Origin of the sequence: Pleomorphomonas carboxyditropha (assembly GCF_002770725.1) — a bacterium.
GTDB lineage: Bacteria > Pseudomonadota > Alphaproteobacteria > Rhizobiales > Pleomorphomonadaceae > Pleomorphomonas > Pleomorphomonas carboxyditropha.
In genome coordinates this window covers 1-15988 of sequence record NZ_NQVN01000022.1, presented here as the reverse complement: position 1 = coordinate 15988, position 15988 = coordinate 1, and the positions used below count along the sequence as shown (strand labels likewise).

At 66.5% G+C, this 15988-nt stretch carries 19 protein-coding genes; 11 read left to right on the top strand and 8 right to left on the bottom strand.

Annotated elements, in window-relative coordinates; genetic code table 11:
- Window positions 1-4 precede the first annotated feature (4 nt).
- A complete protein-coding gene (locus CJ014_RS22230) occupies window positions 5-460 on the top strand; it encodes a helix-turn-helix domain-containing protein (RefSeq protein WP_100082698.1) in 456 nt (151 codons plus the stop codon).
- A gap of 203 nt (window positions 461-663) precedes the next feature.
- Here the strand turns inward: CJ014_RS22230 and CJ014_RS22225 are convergent, their stop codons facing one another.
- Window positions 664-1068 carry a RidA family protein gene (locus CJ014_RS22225; protein WP_100082697.1) on the bottom strand — a complete coding sequence of 135 codons (405 nt, stop codon included), beginning with the start codon at window positions 1066-1068 and terminating at the stop codon, window positions 664-666.
- Window positions 1069-1231: 163 nt separating this feature from the next.
- On the opposite strand from CJ014_RS22225, the gene CJ014_RS22220 reads away from it, so the two are divergent.
- Together CJ014_RS22220 and copM are read left to right on the top strand one after the other, a co-directional pair.
- A complete protein-coding gene (locus CJ014_RS22220) occupies window positions 1232-1825 on the top strand; it encodes a TetR/AcrR family transcriptional regulator (RefSeq protein WP_100082696.1) in 594 nt (197 codons plus the stop codon).
- Window positions 1826-2156: 331 nt separating this feature from the next.
- Window positions 2157-3566 carry a CopM family metallochaperone gene (gene copM / locus CJ014_RS22215; protein WP_207765842.1) on the top strand — a complete coding sequence of 470 codons (1410 nt, stop codon included), beginning with the start codon at window positions 2157-2159 and terminating at the stop codon, window positions 3564-3566.
- A 7-nt stretch (window positions 3567-3573) separates the two neighbouring features.
- On the opposite strand, the gene CJ014_RS22210 is transcribed toward copM, so the two are convergent.
- The 3 genes from CJ014_RS22210 to CJ014_RS22200 all read right to left on the bottom strand — a co-directional run bounded on the left by CJ014_RS22210 (window position 3574) and on the right by CJ014_RS22200 (window position 5648).
- Window positions 3574-4320 (bottom strand): siderophore-interacting protein, encoded by a 747-nt coding sequence (locus tag CJ014_RS22210; protein WP_165790947.1) that lies wholly within the window; start codon window positions 4318-4320, stop codon window positions 3574-3576.
- 318 nt (window positions 4321-4638) lie between these two features.
- Window positions 4639-5217, bottom strand: a complete 579-nt coding sequence (locus CJ014_RS22205; protein ID WP_100082693.1) for a hypothetical protein — start codon at window positions 5215-5217, stop codon at window positions 4639-4641.
- A 53-nt stretch (window positions 5218-5270) separates the two neighbouring features.
- The gene (locus CJ014_RS22200) at window positions 5271-5648 is read right to left on the bottom strand and encodes a hypothetical protein (RefSeq protein WP_100082692.1); all 378 of its coding nucleotides are present in this window, start codon (window positions 5646-5648) and stop codon (window positions 5271-5273) included.
- A 338-nt stretch (window positions 5649-5986) separates the two neighbouring features.
- Here CJ014_RS22200 and CJ014_RS22195 point away from each other — a divergent pair, with 338 nt between their 5' ends.
- The 3 genes from CJ014_RS22195 (at window position 5987) to CJ014_RS27625 (ending at window position 7549) form a co-directional block, all read left to right on the top strand.
- The gene (locus CJ014_RS22195) at window positions 5987-6463 is read left to right on the top strand and encodes a sigma-70 family RNA polymerase sigma factor (protein WP_245427553.1); all 477 of its coding nucleotides are present in this window, start codon (window positions 5987-5989) and stop codon (window positions 6461-6463) included.
- A gap of 220 nt (window positions 6464-6683) precedes the next feature.
- Window positions 6684-7190: a ferritin-like domain-containing protein gene (locus CJ014_RS22190; protein WP_100082691.1), complete on the top strand. Its 507-nt coding sequence runs from the start codon at window positions 6684-6686 to the stop codon at window positions 7188-7190.
- Between the two features lie 143 nt (window positions 7191-7333).
- Entirely contained in the window at window positions 7334-7549 is a 216-nt protein-coding gene (locus tag CJ014_RS27625; RefSeq protein ID WP_133121908.1) for a hypothetical protein, read from the top strand.
- 167 nt (window positions 7550-7716) lie between these two features.
- Here the strand turns inward: CJ014_RS27625 and CJ014_RS28055 are convergent, their stop codons facing one another.
- Both CJ014_RS28055 and CJ014_RS22180 read right to left on the bottom strand, forming a co-directional pair.
- Window positions 7717-8565 carry a BON domain-containing protein gene (locus CJ014_RS28055; protein ID WP_207765841.1) on the bottom strand — a complete coding sequence of 283 codons (849 nt, stop codon included), beginning with the start codon at window positions 8563-8565 and terminating at the stop codon, window positions 7717-7719.
- Between the two features lie 290 nt (window positions 8566-8855).
- Window positions 8856-9743 (bottom strand): glucose 1-dehydrogenase, encoded by an 888-nt coding sequence (locus CJ014_RS22180; RefSeq protein ID WP_100082690.1) that lies wholly within the window; start codon window positions 9741-9743, stop codon window positions 8856-8858.
- 233 nt (window positions 9744-9976) lie between these two features.
- Between CJ014_RS22180 and CJ014_RS22175 the strand changes: the two genes are divergently transcribed.
- The 4 genes from CJ014_RS22175 to CJ014_RS22160 all read left to right on the top strand — a co-directional run bounded on the left by CJ014_RS22175 (window position 9977) and on the right by CJ014_RS22160 (window position 13882).
- Window positions 9977-10474 carry a YciE/YciF ferroxidase family protein gene (locus CJ014_RS22175; protein ID WP_100082689.1) on the top strand — a complete coding sequence of 166 codons (498 nt, stop codon included), beginning with the start codon at window positions 9977-9979 and terminating at the stop codon, window positions 10472-10474.
- Window positions 10475-10723: 249 nt separating this feature from the next.
- Window positions 10724-12271 carry a putative bifunctional diguanylate cyclase/phosphodiesterase gene (locus CJ014_RS22170; protein ID WP_100082688.1) on the top strand — a complete coding sequence of 516 codons (1548 nt, stop codon included), beginning with the start codon at window positions 10724-10726 and terminating at the stop codon, window positions 12269-12271.
- A gap of 116 nt (window positions 12272-12387) precedes the next feature.
- Window positions 12388-12999, top strand: a complete 612-nt coding sequence (locus tag CJ014_RS22165; RefSeq protein ID WP_100082687.1) for a glutathione S-transferase family protein — start codon at window positions 12388-12390, stop codon at window positions 12997-12999.
- Between the two features lie 13 nt (window positions 13000-13012).
- On the top strand, window positions 13013-13882 hold the full coding sequence (locus tag CJ014_RS22160; protein ID WP_100082686.1) for an SMP-30/gluconolactonase/LRE family protein: 870 nt from the start codon (window positions 13013-13015) through the stop codon (window positions 13880-13882).
- A gap of 8 nt (window positions 13883-13890) precedes the next feature.
- On the opposite strand, the gene CJ014_RS22155 is transcribed toward CJ014_RS22160, so the two are convergent.
- On the bottom strand, window positions 13891-14589 hold the full coding sequence (locus CJ014_RS22155) for a FadR/GntR family transcriptional regulator (RefSeq protein WP_353884612.1): 699 nt from the start codon (window positions 14587-14589) through the stop codon (window positions 13891-13893).
- A gap of 223 nt (window positions 14590-14812) precedes the next feature.
- On the opposite strand from CJ014_RS22155, the gene CJ014_RS22150 reads away from it, so the two are divergent.
- Window positions 14813-15775, top strand: coding sequence for an aldose epimerase family protein (locus CJ014_RS22150; RefSeq protein WP_100082684.1), 963 nt, complete (start codon window positions 14813-14815; stop codon window positions 15773-15775).
- A gap of 114 nt (window positions 15776-15889) precedes the next feature.
- Here the strand turns inward: CJ014_RS22150 and CJ014_RS22145 are convergent.
- Window positions 15890-15988 (bottom strand): IS3 family transposase (locus CJ014_RS22145; RefSeq protein WP_133121849.1); only part of this gene is annotated, 99 nt, incomplete at its 5' end.

The window sequence follows — 15988 nt, the reverse complement described above, 5'->3', positions numbered from 1 at the left end:
GGTAATGAGCTATCACTACACCGAATCCGGCCTCGATAATGTGTGGCTGGAAGACGGCTACATCATCGAAAACCACCCGAGCTACGGCGAGCTGATCTCGTTCAAGAATGTTCGTGGTCTTCACGAGGCAATTGGTCGCTGGCTAGTTGCCCAGCCGCGTACGCTCAATGGTGCTGAATTCAGGTTTTTGCGGGTCGAGCTCGACCTTTCGCAAAAGTCCCTCGGAGCCATTCTAGGAGTTACCGAACAAGCCGTCGCGAAATGGGAAAAGGGCCGAGACAAAGCAGTTGCCAATAAGTCTGCCGAGCGTCTGCTTCGCCTCGCCTATATCAACTATCTGGATGGCAACACTGAGTTCTCCGCGATCATCAACCGTATAACAAAGTTGGATGCGGAGATTGCGGAGCATGAACTTCGGCTCAGAAAAGAGCAGGATGGCTGGCACAAGATTGCCGCGTAGCTCGACTGAGCATAGCGCTTTGGTGTCCGATTGAACCCCGCTTCGGCGGGGTTTCTTTTTGCCTACGCGGCAATGGTGCCAAGCTGCGGCACAGGAAGACACCTGCCTAGATCTGTTCGGGAACAAGCGGTCAATTTCTCTCCCCTACAGCGCACCGGAAGGCCGATCGCGTCACGGCCACGATGCGCCCGGAGCTCCGGGCGTCACGCCTCTGCCGCAGCGGGAATCCGGGCGATCACCTTGATCTCGAAATCGAAGCCGGCGAGCCAGTTCACGCCGACGGCTGTCCAGTTGGGGTAGGGGCGCTGGCTGAAGATCTGCTGCTTGACGGCCATGATCGCCGCGAACTGGTTTTCCGGGTCGGTGTGGAAGGTCGTCACGTCGACGATATCGTCGAAAGTGCAGCCGGCCGCTTGCAGCGTCGCGCCGAGATTTTCGAAGGCCAGTTCGACTTGGCGGCGGAAGTCCGGCTCCGGCGATCCGTCGGCGCGGCTGCTCACCTGTCCGGATACGAACAGCAGGTCGCCCGTGCGGATCGCGGCGGAATAGCCGTGCTCTTCATAGAGCGCGTGTCGGTTGGCTGGGAAGACGGCGTCGCGTTGGGCCATTTCGATCTCTCCATTGATTATTGCTGGGGTTGGGCAGGCTCGCCGCCGTCACGGGAGCTTCTCGCATTCCATCGTTTGATATACGCTGCGTATGTGAGCTAATCCGCATACGCTGCGTATGTCAAGTTGATATACGGAACGTATGTGAATATGGGCGTGAAGAATGGCTAAGCGACGTCTAGAGACCATGGAGGAGAACCGCGCCAAGCTCGTCGCGGCCGCCCGAAAGGCATTCGCAGAAAAGGGCTATTCCGCCGCCTCCATGGACGAGCTGACGGCCAGTGTCGGACTGACGCGCGGTGCGCTCTACCATAACTTCGGCGACAAGCGCGGCCTCCTCGCCGCCGTCGTCGATCAGATCGACTCGGAAATGGCCTCGCGCGCCCAAGAGATTGGGTCTCGGTCGGGCGACGATTGGCAAGGTATGCTGGCGGAGGGCGCCGCCTACATTGAAATGGCGCTCAATCCCGAGGTCCAGCGCATCGTTCTCCTCGACGGCCCAGCGGTACTTGGCGATCCCTCGCAATGGCCGAGCCAGAGCCGCTGCCTGCAAGCCACCAGGCAAGCGATGGAGCGCCTCGTCGAACAGGGAGTGGTGAAACCGCTCGATGCGGAGGCGGCGGCGCGACTCGTCAGTGGGGCCGCTCTCAACGCTGCGCTTTGGATCGCCGCCAGCGACAAGCCGGAAGACGTGCTGCCGAAAGCGCAGGAGGCTTTTCTGGCCTTGGCGTCGGGCCTGCTCGCAAAGCAACACTAGAGCACCGGACCGAAAAGTGGACTCCGGTTTTCGGAAAATCCGATGCAACGACAAGGGACTAGATCGTCATCTTGCGTCCGTCAGGACGCACGACGATCTAGGGTTTCCGGACCTCCCGCTACTAGGAATGATTCTAATCAAGTGCGGTGTAATGCTAACTTGAGAATTATTCTCAAGTTATCGATAAATCGAGCTGTGGGCAACGTGGACGATCACTTGGGGTCGTGCTCCGGCTGAAACTGGGCTGTTGGTGGCCGGTCGGGACAACAGATGTCGTCCGCGCAGTCGGGACGCTGGAAGGCGTGAGCCCGCGTGTCGATGGAGAGCTGCGATGAGAATGCCATTTCCCTCTAGAAGCACCCTACCGCTTATCGGCGCGGCCGTGCTGCCGCTGCTCGCCGCCTCGCCCGCCGTCGCCCACGTCAAATGGTTCGCGCCCTATATTGTCGGCGCGCCGCCGCAGCCGGTGTCGGCGACGCTGACCAACGCCTGGTTCTGGACCGGCATCGTCCTCGTGCTGGTCTTCTTCATCGCCACCCGCTTGGTCGAGCGCTCGCCGGCCGGCGAAGTGATCCTGCAGGGCCTCGACCGCGCCACCAATCCGCTGTGGCTGCGGCTCGACGATTTCGTCCGCGTGGTCATCGGCGCCTTCTTCGTCGCCATCTTCGCCATCGGCGGCGTCTATCTGACGCCCGACCTCAAGACGCCGGCCGAATGGGTGTCGTGGATGCAGTTGCTGATCGCCGCGCTGATCTTCTCGCGCCGTACCCAGCCGCTCGCCGCCGCCGGCATCATCGGCCTGTGGCTGCTGGCGCTCCGCGATTACGACATCTTCCATCTGCTGGACTATCTGGCGCTCGGCGTCGGCGTCGCCGGCTACCTGGTGCTGGAGGCGCTGCCGAATCCGGACTGGCGCCAACGCCGCTTCGAGGTGCTGCGCTGGGGCGTCGCCATCGCACTGATGTGGTCGAGCCTCGAAAAGTTCGCCTATCCCGACTGGTTCTATCCGCTGGTCGTGGAAAAGCCGTTCCTGACCTTCGGCATGCCGCGCGACGTCTTCATTCCGATGGCCGGCGTCGCCGAGTTCACCATGGGCTTCGGCCTGATCTGGACACCGCTGGTGCGCCGGCTGTCGGCCATCGCCCTGTTCGTCATCTTCAATGCCGCCGTCTATCCCTTCGGCCGCGTCGACCTGATCGGCCACGCGCTGATCATGGCGATCATCGTGGCGATCGCCGCCGACCGCACCCGCGAGGTGCATTTCCTGCCGGCGGTGAAAAGGGCGCTCGCCGGCGTGCCGGCCGGCCTCGCGGCGGCGCTGGTCGTCTTCGTTGCCGGTTACTGGGGCCTGCACATCGCCATCTACGGCGCGCAGGGCAACGTCGGCGCCGCACCGGTCGAGCGTCTCACCCACACGCCGAACGCCGAGCATCCGCACGGCGTCACCGGCATGAGCGACGGCGTTGCCGATGCGGTGAGCGCCGGGGCCGCCTATGGCGCCGCCATGGACCGCATGCACGGTCCGATGATGAGCGGCATCGCCGATCCCGATCCGGACGTCGCCTTCGTGCGCGGCATGATCCCGCACCATCAGGGGGCGATCGACATGGCGGAAACCGTGCTCGAATTCGGCAAGGACCCGCAGAACCAGCATTTCGCCCGCGAGATCATCGATACGCAGACGCGCGAAATCTCGGAAATGCGGGACTGGCTGCGCCAGCGCGGCCTCGCCGGGCCGTGAGCCTGCTTCACCTCGGCACGCCGCATGGCAGGCGCCAGTAGCCGGAGGTGTAGACCCGCTCGCCGGGCAGCGCCGCTTCGAAGTGCTCGCGCAGCTCCAGCGCGGCGGTGCGTTCGGCCGCCACCCAGACCGTCGTCGCCGGCGCCACCGGCGCCTCGCGCATCGCACGCATCAGCGGCTGGCCGGGCGCCTCCGTCCGGCGCGGCAGGAAGCGGATGGCGACGGCGGGCGGCGCGTCGAGCGGCTGGATATCGCCTTCGTCGGGAACCTCCAGCCAGACGGCGCCTCGCGTTTGGCGCGGCAGGCCGGCGAGGATGCTGGCGACGGCGGCAAGGCCGGTTTCGTCGGCGCCCATCAGCACCTCGCCGGGTGGCCAGGCCAGCTTGAATCCCCGGCGCGGCCCGGAGATTTCCGCTCGGTCGCCGGGGCGGGCCTGCCGGGCCCAACCGGCACAAAGACCGCCGTGGACGGCCATGTCGATGGTGAGCGTGCCGCCCGCCCGCTGGCGGATGGTATAGGCGCGGCCGTGCTTGCGACCGCTGCCGGAAAACGGCACGTGCAGCTTGATCCACTCTGCCGGCCGCGCCGGCTCGTCGCCTGCCGGCCCGTCAGGGGAGGGCGCCAGTTCCCGGAGGATCACCCGGCGCATGTGCGGCGTGAGATCGAAGGCCTCGACGACCGAAACGGGCCGGCGGCGATTGGCCCGGCGGATGGCGTCGAGACGGTCGGCGCCTGCGAAGAACTCTGGGCGCATGAAATCCTCCCGAACGGCGGGATCGAAAGCCGGAAAAGACGGAAATACCGGGAAGTGGCCGGTGACGAGTGTCAACGTTTCATGCGCCTCGGGGTTCCCTCCCGCGGTGGAACAGCCGTTCGCCCTTACGATCAAAAGCCGGCTAAATATCATGTGGGAGAGCGAGCGATCCGAACGGCCGACTGGCGGCCACGGCGACGGCCGGCAGCAGTTGGATCGCGCAATCGGCGGTTCGCGATAAAGCACTGCCGCCCGCTGCGGCCTCGGTGAGAGGCCGAAGGGACGGCAGCGTTCAACTTTTGCCGAAAGGCAAACGCATCAGATCAGCGGCGGGCGACGCGTCGGATCATCGACCGGCGGCACCACGTCCGGGTCGTAGCCGGTCCAGCCGCTCTCGCGATAAACCCGTTCCCGCTCCGCGATGTCGACGGGCGGTGTCTCGTCGAGCAGGCGCGCCACCAGCGCATCCTGACTGTCGTCGGCACGCACGGTGACCATCGTGCCGCCGCGGCGGATGGCCTCGGCGTAGACCTGCGCCTCCTCGGACGACAGGCCCGAGCTGGTCAGCGCATCGACGATGCCGCCGGCCACGCCGCCGGCGACCGCGCCGGCGGCGAGACCCGCCAGGGTCGAAACGAACCAGCCGGTCGCCACGATCGGACCGAGGCCGGGGATGGCCAGCAGGCCGACACCGGCGAGCGCGCCGGCGCCGCCGCCCAGCACGGCGCCGATGCCGGAGCCGGCCGCGGTGGCCTCGGCGCCGTCGCTGACGCGGTTCTCGTCGCTTTCGGGCGAAATGACGGAAATGTCGTCATTGGAAATTCGGGCAGCGCGGAGCCTGTCCACCACCACCATGGCGTCTGACCACGTGTCGTAAAGTCGGGTATGGGTGCTCATGATGCTATCCTTCCCAGTTGGTCGGAATTTTCGTTCGGGATGGAGGCGGCGCCTCAATCCGTGCTGATGGTGCCCTTGTAGTCGACGCCGACGCTGACGGTCGCACCGTTGCGGCGGGCGTGGCCGCGCCAGATGCCGTCCTCGGACTGGACGAGGCCGCTGACGTCGGTGTAGCCGGCATCCTCGAGCCAGGAGCGGGCCTGCGCTTCGGTGAAGCTGTTGGCGCCCGGCGTCAGGTTTTCGTCGGACGGTGTCGTCTGCGCCGGCGGCGTGTTCGGCGCCGTGGGAGCCGCCGGATCGGGAGCGGGCGTTGCCGGCTCGGTCGGCGCGATGGGCGCGGCCGGATCGTCCGGCGCCGGCGTGGTCGTCTGGGCAAGCGCGCTACCGCCGAAGGCGATAACCGTGGCCATGCAGAGTGAGGCGAGCTTCATCGGGATCTCCTCGGACGTTGGGGTCAGTACCGGTCAAGCGGAGCCGGGAGACGGCAACCGGCCGGCGACTTTGGAGAAGGGCGGAGACGGCGTCTGCGACATCTCGGCTCCGGCTGTTCAACGTTCCGTAGCGGCAATAGTTCCCAAGCCGTTCGTCGAACCACCGGCCCGTGCCGCCCGTCCTCGGCGTCCGGCATCAAAATCGGCACGCAAGGGACGGGCGACGGAACCGTTTCGTATCTGAGGAATTCAGTTGGGGGTGTTCCATCCGATTAAGCTGGTGGCCTCTTCGGGAGCGCCCGCTTGGTTTCACATCGGCTCGATACTCAAAGCGCATCATGATGTCCGATGATATTCTTACCTATTTGCCTGCCATGCGTGCCTTTGCGCGCTCCCTGTGCGGCAACGCCACCGATGCCGACGATCTGGTGCAGGAAACCCTGCTGAGAGCCATCGAAAACATATCCAGCTACACCCCCGGCACCAATTTGCGGGCCTGGCTGTTCACCATCATGCGCAACCGCTTCTATTCCAACTGCATCAAGCGGGCGAGGGAGCGGACGGGCGACGAGGACTGCGCGTCGCAGCAGCCGGCGGTCTCGGCGCATCAGGAGTGGCAGGTGCGGATCAACGAGCTGGAGCGCGCCCTGGAGCAACTGCCCGTCCATTATCGGGAAGCCATCGTGCTGGTGGTGGTGCTCGAGGAGAGCTACGCCCACGCCGCCGAGATTCTCGATTGCGACATCGGCACGATCAAGAGCCGCATCAATCGCGGGCGCCGGATGCTGCGCGCCGCCCTCGGTGAAGAAATCTAGCCAGACCAATGATCCTGCGCCGATTTTCGACGACGGGGTCAGGAGGACGGAACTTCTCCCGCCGTTGTCGGTTGGATTCTTCACATGCCGTAAGGATGCGGGAGCGGTAGCCGCAACGGTCCGCCTGGAGCGCGGACGATCTGAAAGCGAGGCGGCCTCTCTCCTTCCTCCCGAGACGCGTGACGAGAGTTTGTCGCCATATCCCAGGAGGGCGAGACCAATGGACGATATCCGTGAACACTATCTGGCATGGCTTCGTGATGCCCATGCCATGGAGGAGCAGGCCCTCACCATGATGCGCGGCATGCTGTCGCGCCTCGAGAACTACCCGGTCCTGTGCGCGCGGATAGAGCAGCATGTGACGGAGACCCAACGGCAGGCCGAGGCTCTCCGCAAGCTGCTGGAAGGCCGCGACAGCGGCGCCTCCGTGGTAAAGGACACGCTCGGCAAGGCCTCCGCCCTCGGGCAGGCGCTGAGCGGCATGTTCGCCGACGACGAGGTCGTCAAGGGCGCCATGGCCAGCTACACCTTCGAACAGATGGAAATCTCCGCCTACAAGGTGCTGATCTCCACCGCCTCGGTCCTCGAGGACACCACGGCGATTCCCGTCTTCGAGCAGAATCTTGCCGAGGAGCAGGACATGGCCGATTGGCTGTTCGATCACCTGGACCAGACGACGCGGATCTTCCTCGCCCGCGACGAGGCCGGCCTTCCCGCTCGCCGGTGAGGCGGCCGGCTGTCGATCGCCCGCAAAAAAACAGGCCGCCACGCGTCGCGTGGCGGCAAGCCATTTGAAAAGGGTGTGTCTTCTGCCGGTTCGGCGGCTCAGCCTTGCGGCGCCGAGTCCTCCTCCGCCCCTGTCCGACGCTGGTGATCGAGCGCCCTGCCGAGCTCGATCGCCAGGCCGCGCAAGCGTTCGGGCACCGGCTCGGCGGCGATGGCGTCTATCAGGCGCCGCGCGGCCGTCCGCAAGAAGGACAGGTCGTTTTCCGGCGCTGGTTCGCCACCTGGGTCAACGGAGAAGGGATCGGTCGGGCACATGATCGCTACAGCATAGATACACCATCTGAAAACCTTATTACCTGACGAAGCACCGCGAAACCGGGATTTCTCATAAACCCGACGAGTGCGGCTTTCCTGCACGCCCCTCGACCGGCCCGGTCCGCGCAAGCGGTCCGGGCCGGCGACGATCTATTTCTTTGTTGTCGCATCGGATTTTCCGAAAACCGGAGTCCACTTTTCGGTCCGATGCCCTAGAAGTCCACCGGCTTCGCCTTGTCGGTGGATTGCCCGGTTTCCGAGCCTGTCGAGCCCCGTTCGGCGTCCGAGACCGCGCGCACCCGAAGATTGTTCTGCACGTGGCTGACACCGACGCATTGCTCGGCGCAGTCCTCGGCGACGTGCTTGGCCTGCCGCGAGTCGACATAGCCGGAAAGCGTCACTTCGCCGCCGCTGACCTCGACGGTGACGTCGGAAGCGTCCAGCGTGTCGTCGTCGCTGAGGCGATCGCTGACATCCTCCTTGATTCGTTCGTCCGAGCGGACATAGCCCTTGGGGCCCTTGCCGCGAAACGAACCGGCACCGGCGCGCGCGGCGGAACGCCCTTCGTCGGCGCGTCCCTCGGCCGCGACGTAACGGCTGATCCAGTTGCCTTTCCGGGGCCATCCGCCCCGCGGCGAGCCGCCGGAAGCTCCCTGGTCGCCGCGATCGCCGTAGCCGCGGTCGAACCCGCCGCTTGAGCGCACGTCGTAGCCCTCGGGACCGTTGAACCGATCCTGCGCTGCAAAGGATCGGTAGCCGCCCCGGTCGGGAGAGCCGCCGGAGCGGCGGGCGAAGTCGAAGGCGTGGCCGCCGCTCCTGTCGGGGTTCCGACCGGCTTCGCCATAGTAGCCGCCGGACTCGCCCCAGTTCCGCCGGTCGTCGTAATCCCGGCGCTCCTGGTCGCGGCCGCCGCGATAGGATTCGTCGCCCTGGCCGTAATCCTCGAAACGCCGGCGCAGGTAGCCGGTATCCTCGTCCTGGGTCCAGCGGCCGGCCAGCCGCTGCCGATCGTCATCCTGGTCGCGAGAGGAAAAGTCGCGATCGTTTCGTCCGTATGCCATCGTCCAGCCTCCTCTGCTGATTGCCGGCGTCGGGAGCGCCGGTCTCGATCAACAACAAGCAGGTCGGCCGATTGTTCCGGCGGCGGAGCGGCTAAGGCATCGGAGCGAAAAGTGGAATCCGGTTTTCGGACGCTCCGACGCGAGACCGAAAGACCGGACCGTCGCTCCGCGTCCGGCGGGACGCATGACGATGAAGGCCTTCGGACGAGTTCGGGAAAAGGCCCGCGCCCCGGCGTTTCGGTGACGAAACCGGCGCGGGCCGGCGGTTGCGGCGAGGACGCCCGCCCGCCTCAGATCAGCGGCTTGCCGCCGGTGACGGCGACGGTGGCGCCGGATACGTAGCTCGACATCGGTTCAGCCAGCATCACGTAGGCCGAAGCGAGCTCCACCGGCTGCGCCGGCCGCTTCATCGGGTAGTTGGTGCCGAACTTCGAGGTCTTCTCGCCCGACATGCTGGCCGGGATCAGCGGCGTCCACACCGGGCCGGGGGCGACGCAGTTGACGCGAATGCCCTTCTCGGCGAGCAGTTGCGCCAGGCCGCCGGTGAAGTTCTGGATCGCGCCCTTGGTGGTGGCATAGGCGAGCAGGCCGGGATTGGGCGCGTCGGCGTTGATCGAGGCGGTGTTGATGATCGCCGCGCCCGGCTGCATGTGCGGCACCGCCGCCTTGGCCAGATAGAACATGGCGTGGATGTTCACCGCGAAGGTGCGCTGCCATTCCTCGTCGGAAATGGCGTCCAGCGTTTCGAAGGTGTCCTGATGGGCCGCGTTGTTCACCAGGATGTCGATGCGGCCGAATTCCGCCACCACTTTCTCGACGATCTCGCGGCAATGGGCGGGATCGGCGATGTCGCCGGCGATCTGAAGGCAGCGGCGGCCGCTTTCGGTAACGAGGCGGGCCGTGTCGGTGGCATCCTCCCGCTCCTTCAGGAAGGACAGGGCGACGTCGGCGCCTTCGCGGGCAAAGGCGATGGCGACGGCCCGGCCGATGCCGCTGTCGCCGCCGGTGATCAGGGCGACCGAGCCTTCGAGCCGGCCGGCGCCGCGCCAGCTCTGCTCGCCGTGGTCGGGCGGCGGATCCATCGGCTTGAAGCTGCCGGGCAGCTCCTGCGTCTGCTCGGGAAAGGGCGGCTTCGGATAGTCGCGATAGCGGGGGGATTTCCCGGAAGGGGAGCTCATCATTCACCTCCGTGTTGAGTGGCGATTCAGAGGGTCGCCGCACGTTGCCGATGAAGCTGCGGCCGAGTGGTTCCGGTCCGGAGTGCTGAGGTGGTGAAATCGCCGAGGGCGGCGATTGTTCCCGCGGGCCGGCCATGCGCGCGGCGGCGATCGGCCTGCCGGCGAGCCGGGAACAATTCGTCTCGCCCCCGGTTGAAGCGCGCAACCTTTCTCCAGAGTGCGGAGGTGAAGCCATGAAAACCAAATCGCTTGACGATCTTTTTCAGGACATGCTCAAGGACATCTATTACGCCGAGCGCAAGATCCTGAAGGCATTGCCGAAAATGGCGCGTGGCGCCCAGTCGCCCGAGCTGCGGGCCGCCTTCGAGAAACATCGTGAGCAAACCGAGATGCAGATCGAGCGCCTGCAGCAGGTGTTCGAACTGATCGGCAAGCCGGCACGCGGCAAGACCTGTCCGGCCATCGAAGGCATCATCGAGGAAGGCGAGGAAGTGCTCGAGGAATTTGCCGGCTCGGAGGCCATCGACGCCGGCCTGATCGCCGCCGCCCAGGCGGTCGAGCACTACGAGATCGCCCGCTACGGCACCATGTGCCGCTGGGCCGAACTGATCGGCCAGAAGCAGGCGGCCAAGCTCCTGAAGGAGACCCTCGCCGAGGAAGAGGCCACCGATGCCGGCCTGACGAAGATCGCCGAAGGTTCGGCCAACCAGGCGGCCGTAAAAGCCGCCTGACGCATGGCCTGTCAATTCGGTTTCCTATCGGGACGCGCCAGTTCCCCTCCCTCGGGCGGCGCGCGCCGGTGCGGACGGCTCCATTGCCGTGGAGCCGTCCGAATTTTATGCGCGGCTCAACAAGGCCAAGCCTTCCGGCCCAACCGACGCCAGCGTTTACCTTCCGCCCGGTCCTTTCAAAATCGCCACTTGGGATTTGCGAAAAATTCATATGGGCGCGTTAAATTTGCCTAGGCATAAAGGTGAAGGATGGCGCTCGGAAAACAACTTCAAACCGCGCTGAGCGTCAGCCGGCGCGTTTCGTTGCTGGTGGGGGCGCTGGCAGCATCCTGTCTTGCCATTGCACTGGCGTTGATGCTCGCCCTGCATGGTGCGCTGCCCTCTTCGTGGCAGCCGAGCTTGCTGGCCGGCCTTGTATCCGAGACCATGCTCCTCCTGCTGATCGTCGTCATCGGCTTCGTTCTGGTGCGCAAGAGCCTGGCCTTGATGCAGGGCGAGGCGCACGCCGAAAGCTCGGCTCGCATCGATCCCGTCACCTCGGCGCTGACCCGCGCCGATTTTCTCGACGAACTGCGCCGGCGCGTCCAGATCGCCGACGACCGCCGGCACGCCTACGTGATGCTGGACCTCGACCATCTGAAGGCGCTCAACGACACGTTCGGTCACGCCGCCGGCGACGAGGCGCTGGCCCAACTGGTGCGCATCTGCCACGACGAACTGCCCGGGGCGGTGGTCGGCCGGCTCGGCGGCGACGAGTTCGCGCTGCTTCTCACCGACTGCGCCTCGCGCGGCGAGGTGGTGCAGGCGGTGAAGGCGCTGCTCGACCGGCTGCGCCAGCCGGTGCAGATCAATGGCCGCACCATGCGCCTGTCGGCGACGGCCGGCATCGCCATGGCGCCCGACGACACGCATATCGCCCTCGAGCTGGTCAATCTCGCCGACCTCGCCCTCTACAAGGCCAAGCAGGCGCGCGGCACGGTGCTGTCCTACAACGCCCGCATGCTGGTGGACGACCGCTATACCCGGCTGCTGGCCCGCGAGCTGCGGGCCGCCATCTACCTCAACCAGCTCGACATGCACTATCAGCCGATCGTCGCCGCCGATGGCGTCGAGCAGACGGCCTTCGAGGCGCTGATCCGCTGGCATCACCCGCTGCGCGGCACCATCCCGCCGGCGGAATTCATCTCGGTCGCCGAGCAGTCGACGCTGATCGAGGAAGTGGGCGAGTGGGTGATCCGCCGCGTCATCCGCGACGCCGTCCGCTACGGCCAGTATCAGTTCGGCATCAACGTCTCGGCCGTCCAGTTGAAGCAGCCCGGCTTCGCCGCCTTCGTGACCGGCGAACTCCAGGCGGCGGGCCTGCCGGCCACCCGCCTGGTGCTGGAGATCACCGAGACCGTCTTCCTCGACTTCGGTTCGGTGGAGCGCGCCAATCTCGAGGGGCTGAGGGCGGCCGGCGTGATGATCGTCCTCGACGACTTCGGCTCCGGCTTCGCCTCGCTGCAATACCTGCGGAAATTCCGCTTCGACTGCCTGAAGATCGACAAGAGCTACGTGCACGCCGCCGGATCGAGCGATGTCGACATGACCTTTGTCACGGCGATCACCGAGCTTGCCCGCGCGCTCGGCACCCGCGTCCTGGCCGAAGGCGTCGAGACCGAGGAGCAGTATCTCCTGATGAAGGCGGCCGGCTGCCAGCGCTTCCAGGGCTATTACTTCGGTCGTCCGGCGGCGCTGCCGGAACTGGTGGTGTCGCCGGCCGCGCTGGAAAGAGAGCGCCGCGCCGCCGGCGGCTGACGCCCTTCCAAACCGACCCCGCGCCGCGAAAGCCCGCTTCGATCCGCCGGGCTTTTGCCTTAAGCTGGCCGGGCGTTTCATGCGGATCGCGATCCGCTTCCTTTCCGAGGTTTGCCATGCGCCTGATCGGCATGCTCGATTCGCCTTACGTGCGCCGCACCGCGCTGACGCTCGCCGCCCTCGAGATTCCTTTTTCCCACGAGCCGCTTTCGGTGTTCCGGCAATACGACGCGTTCGCCGCCATCAACCCGGTGGTCAAGGCGCCGACGGCGGTCACCGGCGACGGCGTCGTGCTGCTCGATTCCACCTTGATCATCGATTACGCCCTGAAGGCGCTCGCCGGCGGGCGGACGCTCGGACCGGTCGACTTGGGGCTCGCCGCCCTCGACGTTCGCCTCACCGGCCTCGGCCTCGCCGCCTGCGAGAAGGCGGTGCAGACCGTCTACGAGCGCCAGCTCCGTCCGGCCGAAAAGCAGCACCAGCCCTGGCTCGACCGCGTCGCCGGCCAGCTCGGGGCGGCGCTTTCGGCGATCGAGGCCGACATCGCCGGCGCCGATTGGCTGCTGGGACCGCCGCTGAGCGAGGCCGGCATCACGCTGGCGGTGGCGGCAACCTTCATCGCCGCCATGGTGCCCGACGTCGTGACGCTGGCCGACTATCCACGCCTCGCCGCGCTCAACGCCGAGGCCGAGGCCACGGCGCTGTTCCGGGCCTGGCCGCACGAATAGGGGAGAGGCACGCATGTCCAGGGTTTCCGTCCTCTCCAGCCATGCCTGCCATCTGGGCGAGGGGCCAAGCTGGCACGCCGGGCGCGCCAGGGCGTTCTGGTTCGATATCCTCGAGCGCAAGCTCTTGGAAATGGGGCTCGACGACGCGGCGCCCCGCATCCACGACCTGCCCTTCCACGCCACCGTCGCCGCCCGTGTCGATGAGGACCGGCACCTGATCGCCAGCGACGGCGGCCTTCATCTGCGATCCATCGACGATGGCGCGTTGACCGAGCTTCGGCCGTTCTGGGACGACCGCCCCGGCACGCGCAGCAACGACGGCGCCGTGCATCCTGCGGGCGCGCTGTGGATTTCCACCATGGGCCGGCGCTTCGAGCCGGGATTCGGGCGCATCTGGTGGTATCGCGCCGGTGAGCTCAGGCCGATCGTCGACGAACTTACCATCCCCAATGCCATCGCCTTCTCCCCCGACGGCGGCACCGCCTATTTTTCCGATACGCCGGAGAACCTCATCTACCGACAGGCCCTCGATCCGGCGACCGGGCTGCCCCGGGGCGAGCGGCAGGTATTCTGCCGGGTGAGCGGGGGAGGGCCCGACGGCGCCACCGTCGATGCCGACGGTCTGCTCTGGAACGCCCGCTGGGGCGGCTCCGCCGTCGATGCCTACGATCCCGACGGCCATGTCGTCCGGACGATCTCGCTGCCGGCCCGCCAGGTGAGCTGCCCGGCCTTCGCCGGTCCGGGCCTCGACCGCCTGATCGTCACCTCGGCCTACGAGGGCTATGACGCGGAAAAGCGCGCCGCCGAGCCGGAGGCCGGCTGGACCTATCTGGTCGACGGGCCGTTCCGCGGATTGCCGGAGCCGGCCGTGCTGATCGGCTGATTGCGTCGTCAGCGGCCCGCCGCCGCCGCGACCCGCGCCGCGCCGGCGCGGATCGTCTCGACGATGGCGGCGGCCGCCGCCTCGCCGTCGCCGGCGGCGATGGCCGTCACGACGCGGCGGTGGGCGGCGCAGGAAAGGGCCTTGGCCGTCGGATCGTTGACCGGCGTGGTGATGGCGAAGGTGGCGGCCAGCGCCACCTCGATCAGCGCCGACGCCGTCCGGAAGAACGGATTGCCGCTGAGGCGGGCGACGGCGAGGTGGAAGTCGAGATCGGCGGCGGCAAAGGCTTCGGGCGAGGCTTCGGGCGCCTCCATGCGGCCGACGATGGCGTCCAGGGTGCCGATGTCGGTCATGCTCCGCCGCTGGGCGGCGAGCGACGCCGCCACCGGCTCGAGGGCGAGGCGAACGTCGGACAGGTGGGCGAGCAGTTCCAGGCCGATGCCGCAATCGAGATGCCAGCGCAGCATGTCCGGATCGAGCAGGTTCCAGTTCGTCCGCTCGACGACGCGGGTGCCGACGCGGGTTTTCGGCTGGATGAGGCCCTTGGCGGCCAGTGTCTTCAGCGTTTCCCGAAGCACCGTCCGCGATACGCCGAAGCGCGCCATCAGCTCGGCATCGGACGGCAGAAGGCTGCCCTCGCGCCGGCGGCCACCGATAATTTCATGGGCGAGCTCGCGCACGATCTCATCCTGGCGCGAGCGCTTCACAGCCGTCCTTCCTGTCATCGGTCACCCCGCAGAACCGCCGGCGGTCCCCCGCGAATCGCGCCATGGCGGCCGAACGCGAGGGTTGGTGCGACTATGCCACAACCTCCGGGTCTTGAAAGTCGGCCGAAAGATCAACGCCTAAAAAACCTTTTGTTTTTCGAGAACTTGAGCGAGATTGACCGATATCGAAAAGTTGCTCCGCGAGAGCGTAGGGGAGAGAGGCATGACACAACCGGTGGAAGACTTCATCACGCTCGATGGCGGCGACGGCCTCAAGGCCGTCTTCAGCCCGGCCGGCGCCCAGTTGGTGGCGCTCTACATTCCGACGCGCTCCGGCGGGCCGGTGCAGACGGTGATCGGCTCGTCCGGCCGTCTCGACGCTCCCGATGGCGACGGCTGGGCCGGCACCATCTGCGGCCGCTATGCCAACCGCATCGCCGGCGCCGGCTTCACGCTCGACGGTGTCGCCTACAAGCTGCCGGCCAACGACGGGACCAAGCAGTTGCACGGCGGCGCCAGCGGCTTCGGGCACCTGGCGTGGCAGGGGGAAAAGGCCGGAGGCCAGGTGGTGTTCCGCCTCGATTCGCCCGACGGCGACATGGGCTATCCCGGCGCGCTGGGCGTCACCGCGGCCTACGGCTTCGACGGCCATACGCTGTTCCTGGAGATGACGGCGACCACGACCAGGCCGACGGTGGTCAACCTCACGCACCACGTCTACTGGAACCTCCTCGGCAAGGGCGATATCCTCGGCCATCTCCTGCAGATTCCGGCCAGCCGCTACACGCCCGTCGACGCCGACAAGATCCCGCTCGGACCGCTGGCGGAGGTGGTGGGCACCCGCTTCGACTTCCGCGACAAGCGGCCGATCGCCGGCCCCTACGACCACAACTTCGTGCTCGATGCCGGCCGCGGCGCGCTGCACCTCGGCGCCCGCGCCATCGAGCCGGTCACCGGCCGCGCGCTCGAGGTCTGGACCACCGAGCCGGGCATCCAGCTCTATACCGGCGAGCATTTCACGCCGGCGATCAAGGCGCCTTTCTCCGAGCAGATCAAGAACGCCGGCTTCGCGCTCGAACCGCAGACCTTCCCCAACGCCCCCAACGAGCCGAGCTATCCGAGCGCCGTGCTGCGCCCGGGCGAAACCTACCGCCACCGCATCGAGTGGCGCTTCTCGGGCTTTTGAGAGCTGGCTGGGGGACATGCGAAAGGCCGGGCAGTTCACGGAGCCCGGCCTTTTTCGTGGAAAGAAAAGAAAAAAGCCGGGGCTGGTGAACTGACCCCATTAAGTTGGACGGTTTCATAGGCTGGGTCGATTTAAGGGCTGGGTCCTGTATTGTACGGGGCTCAGCCCTTTGAGTTTCATCCTGATGCGGTCATTGTTGTAGTAGCGGATATA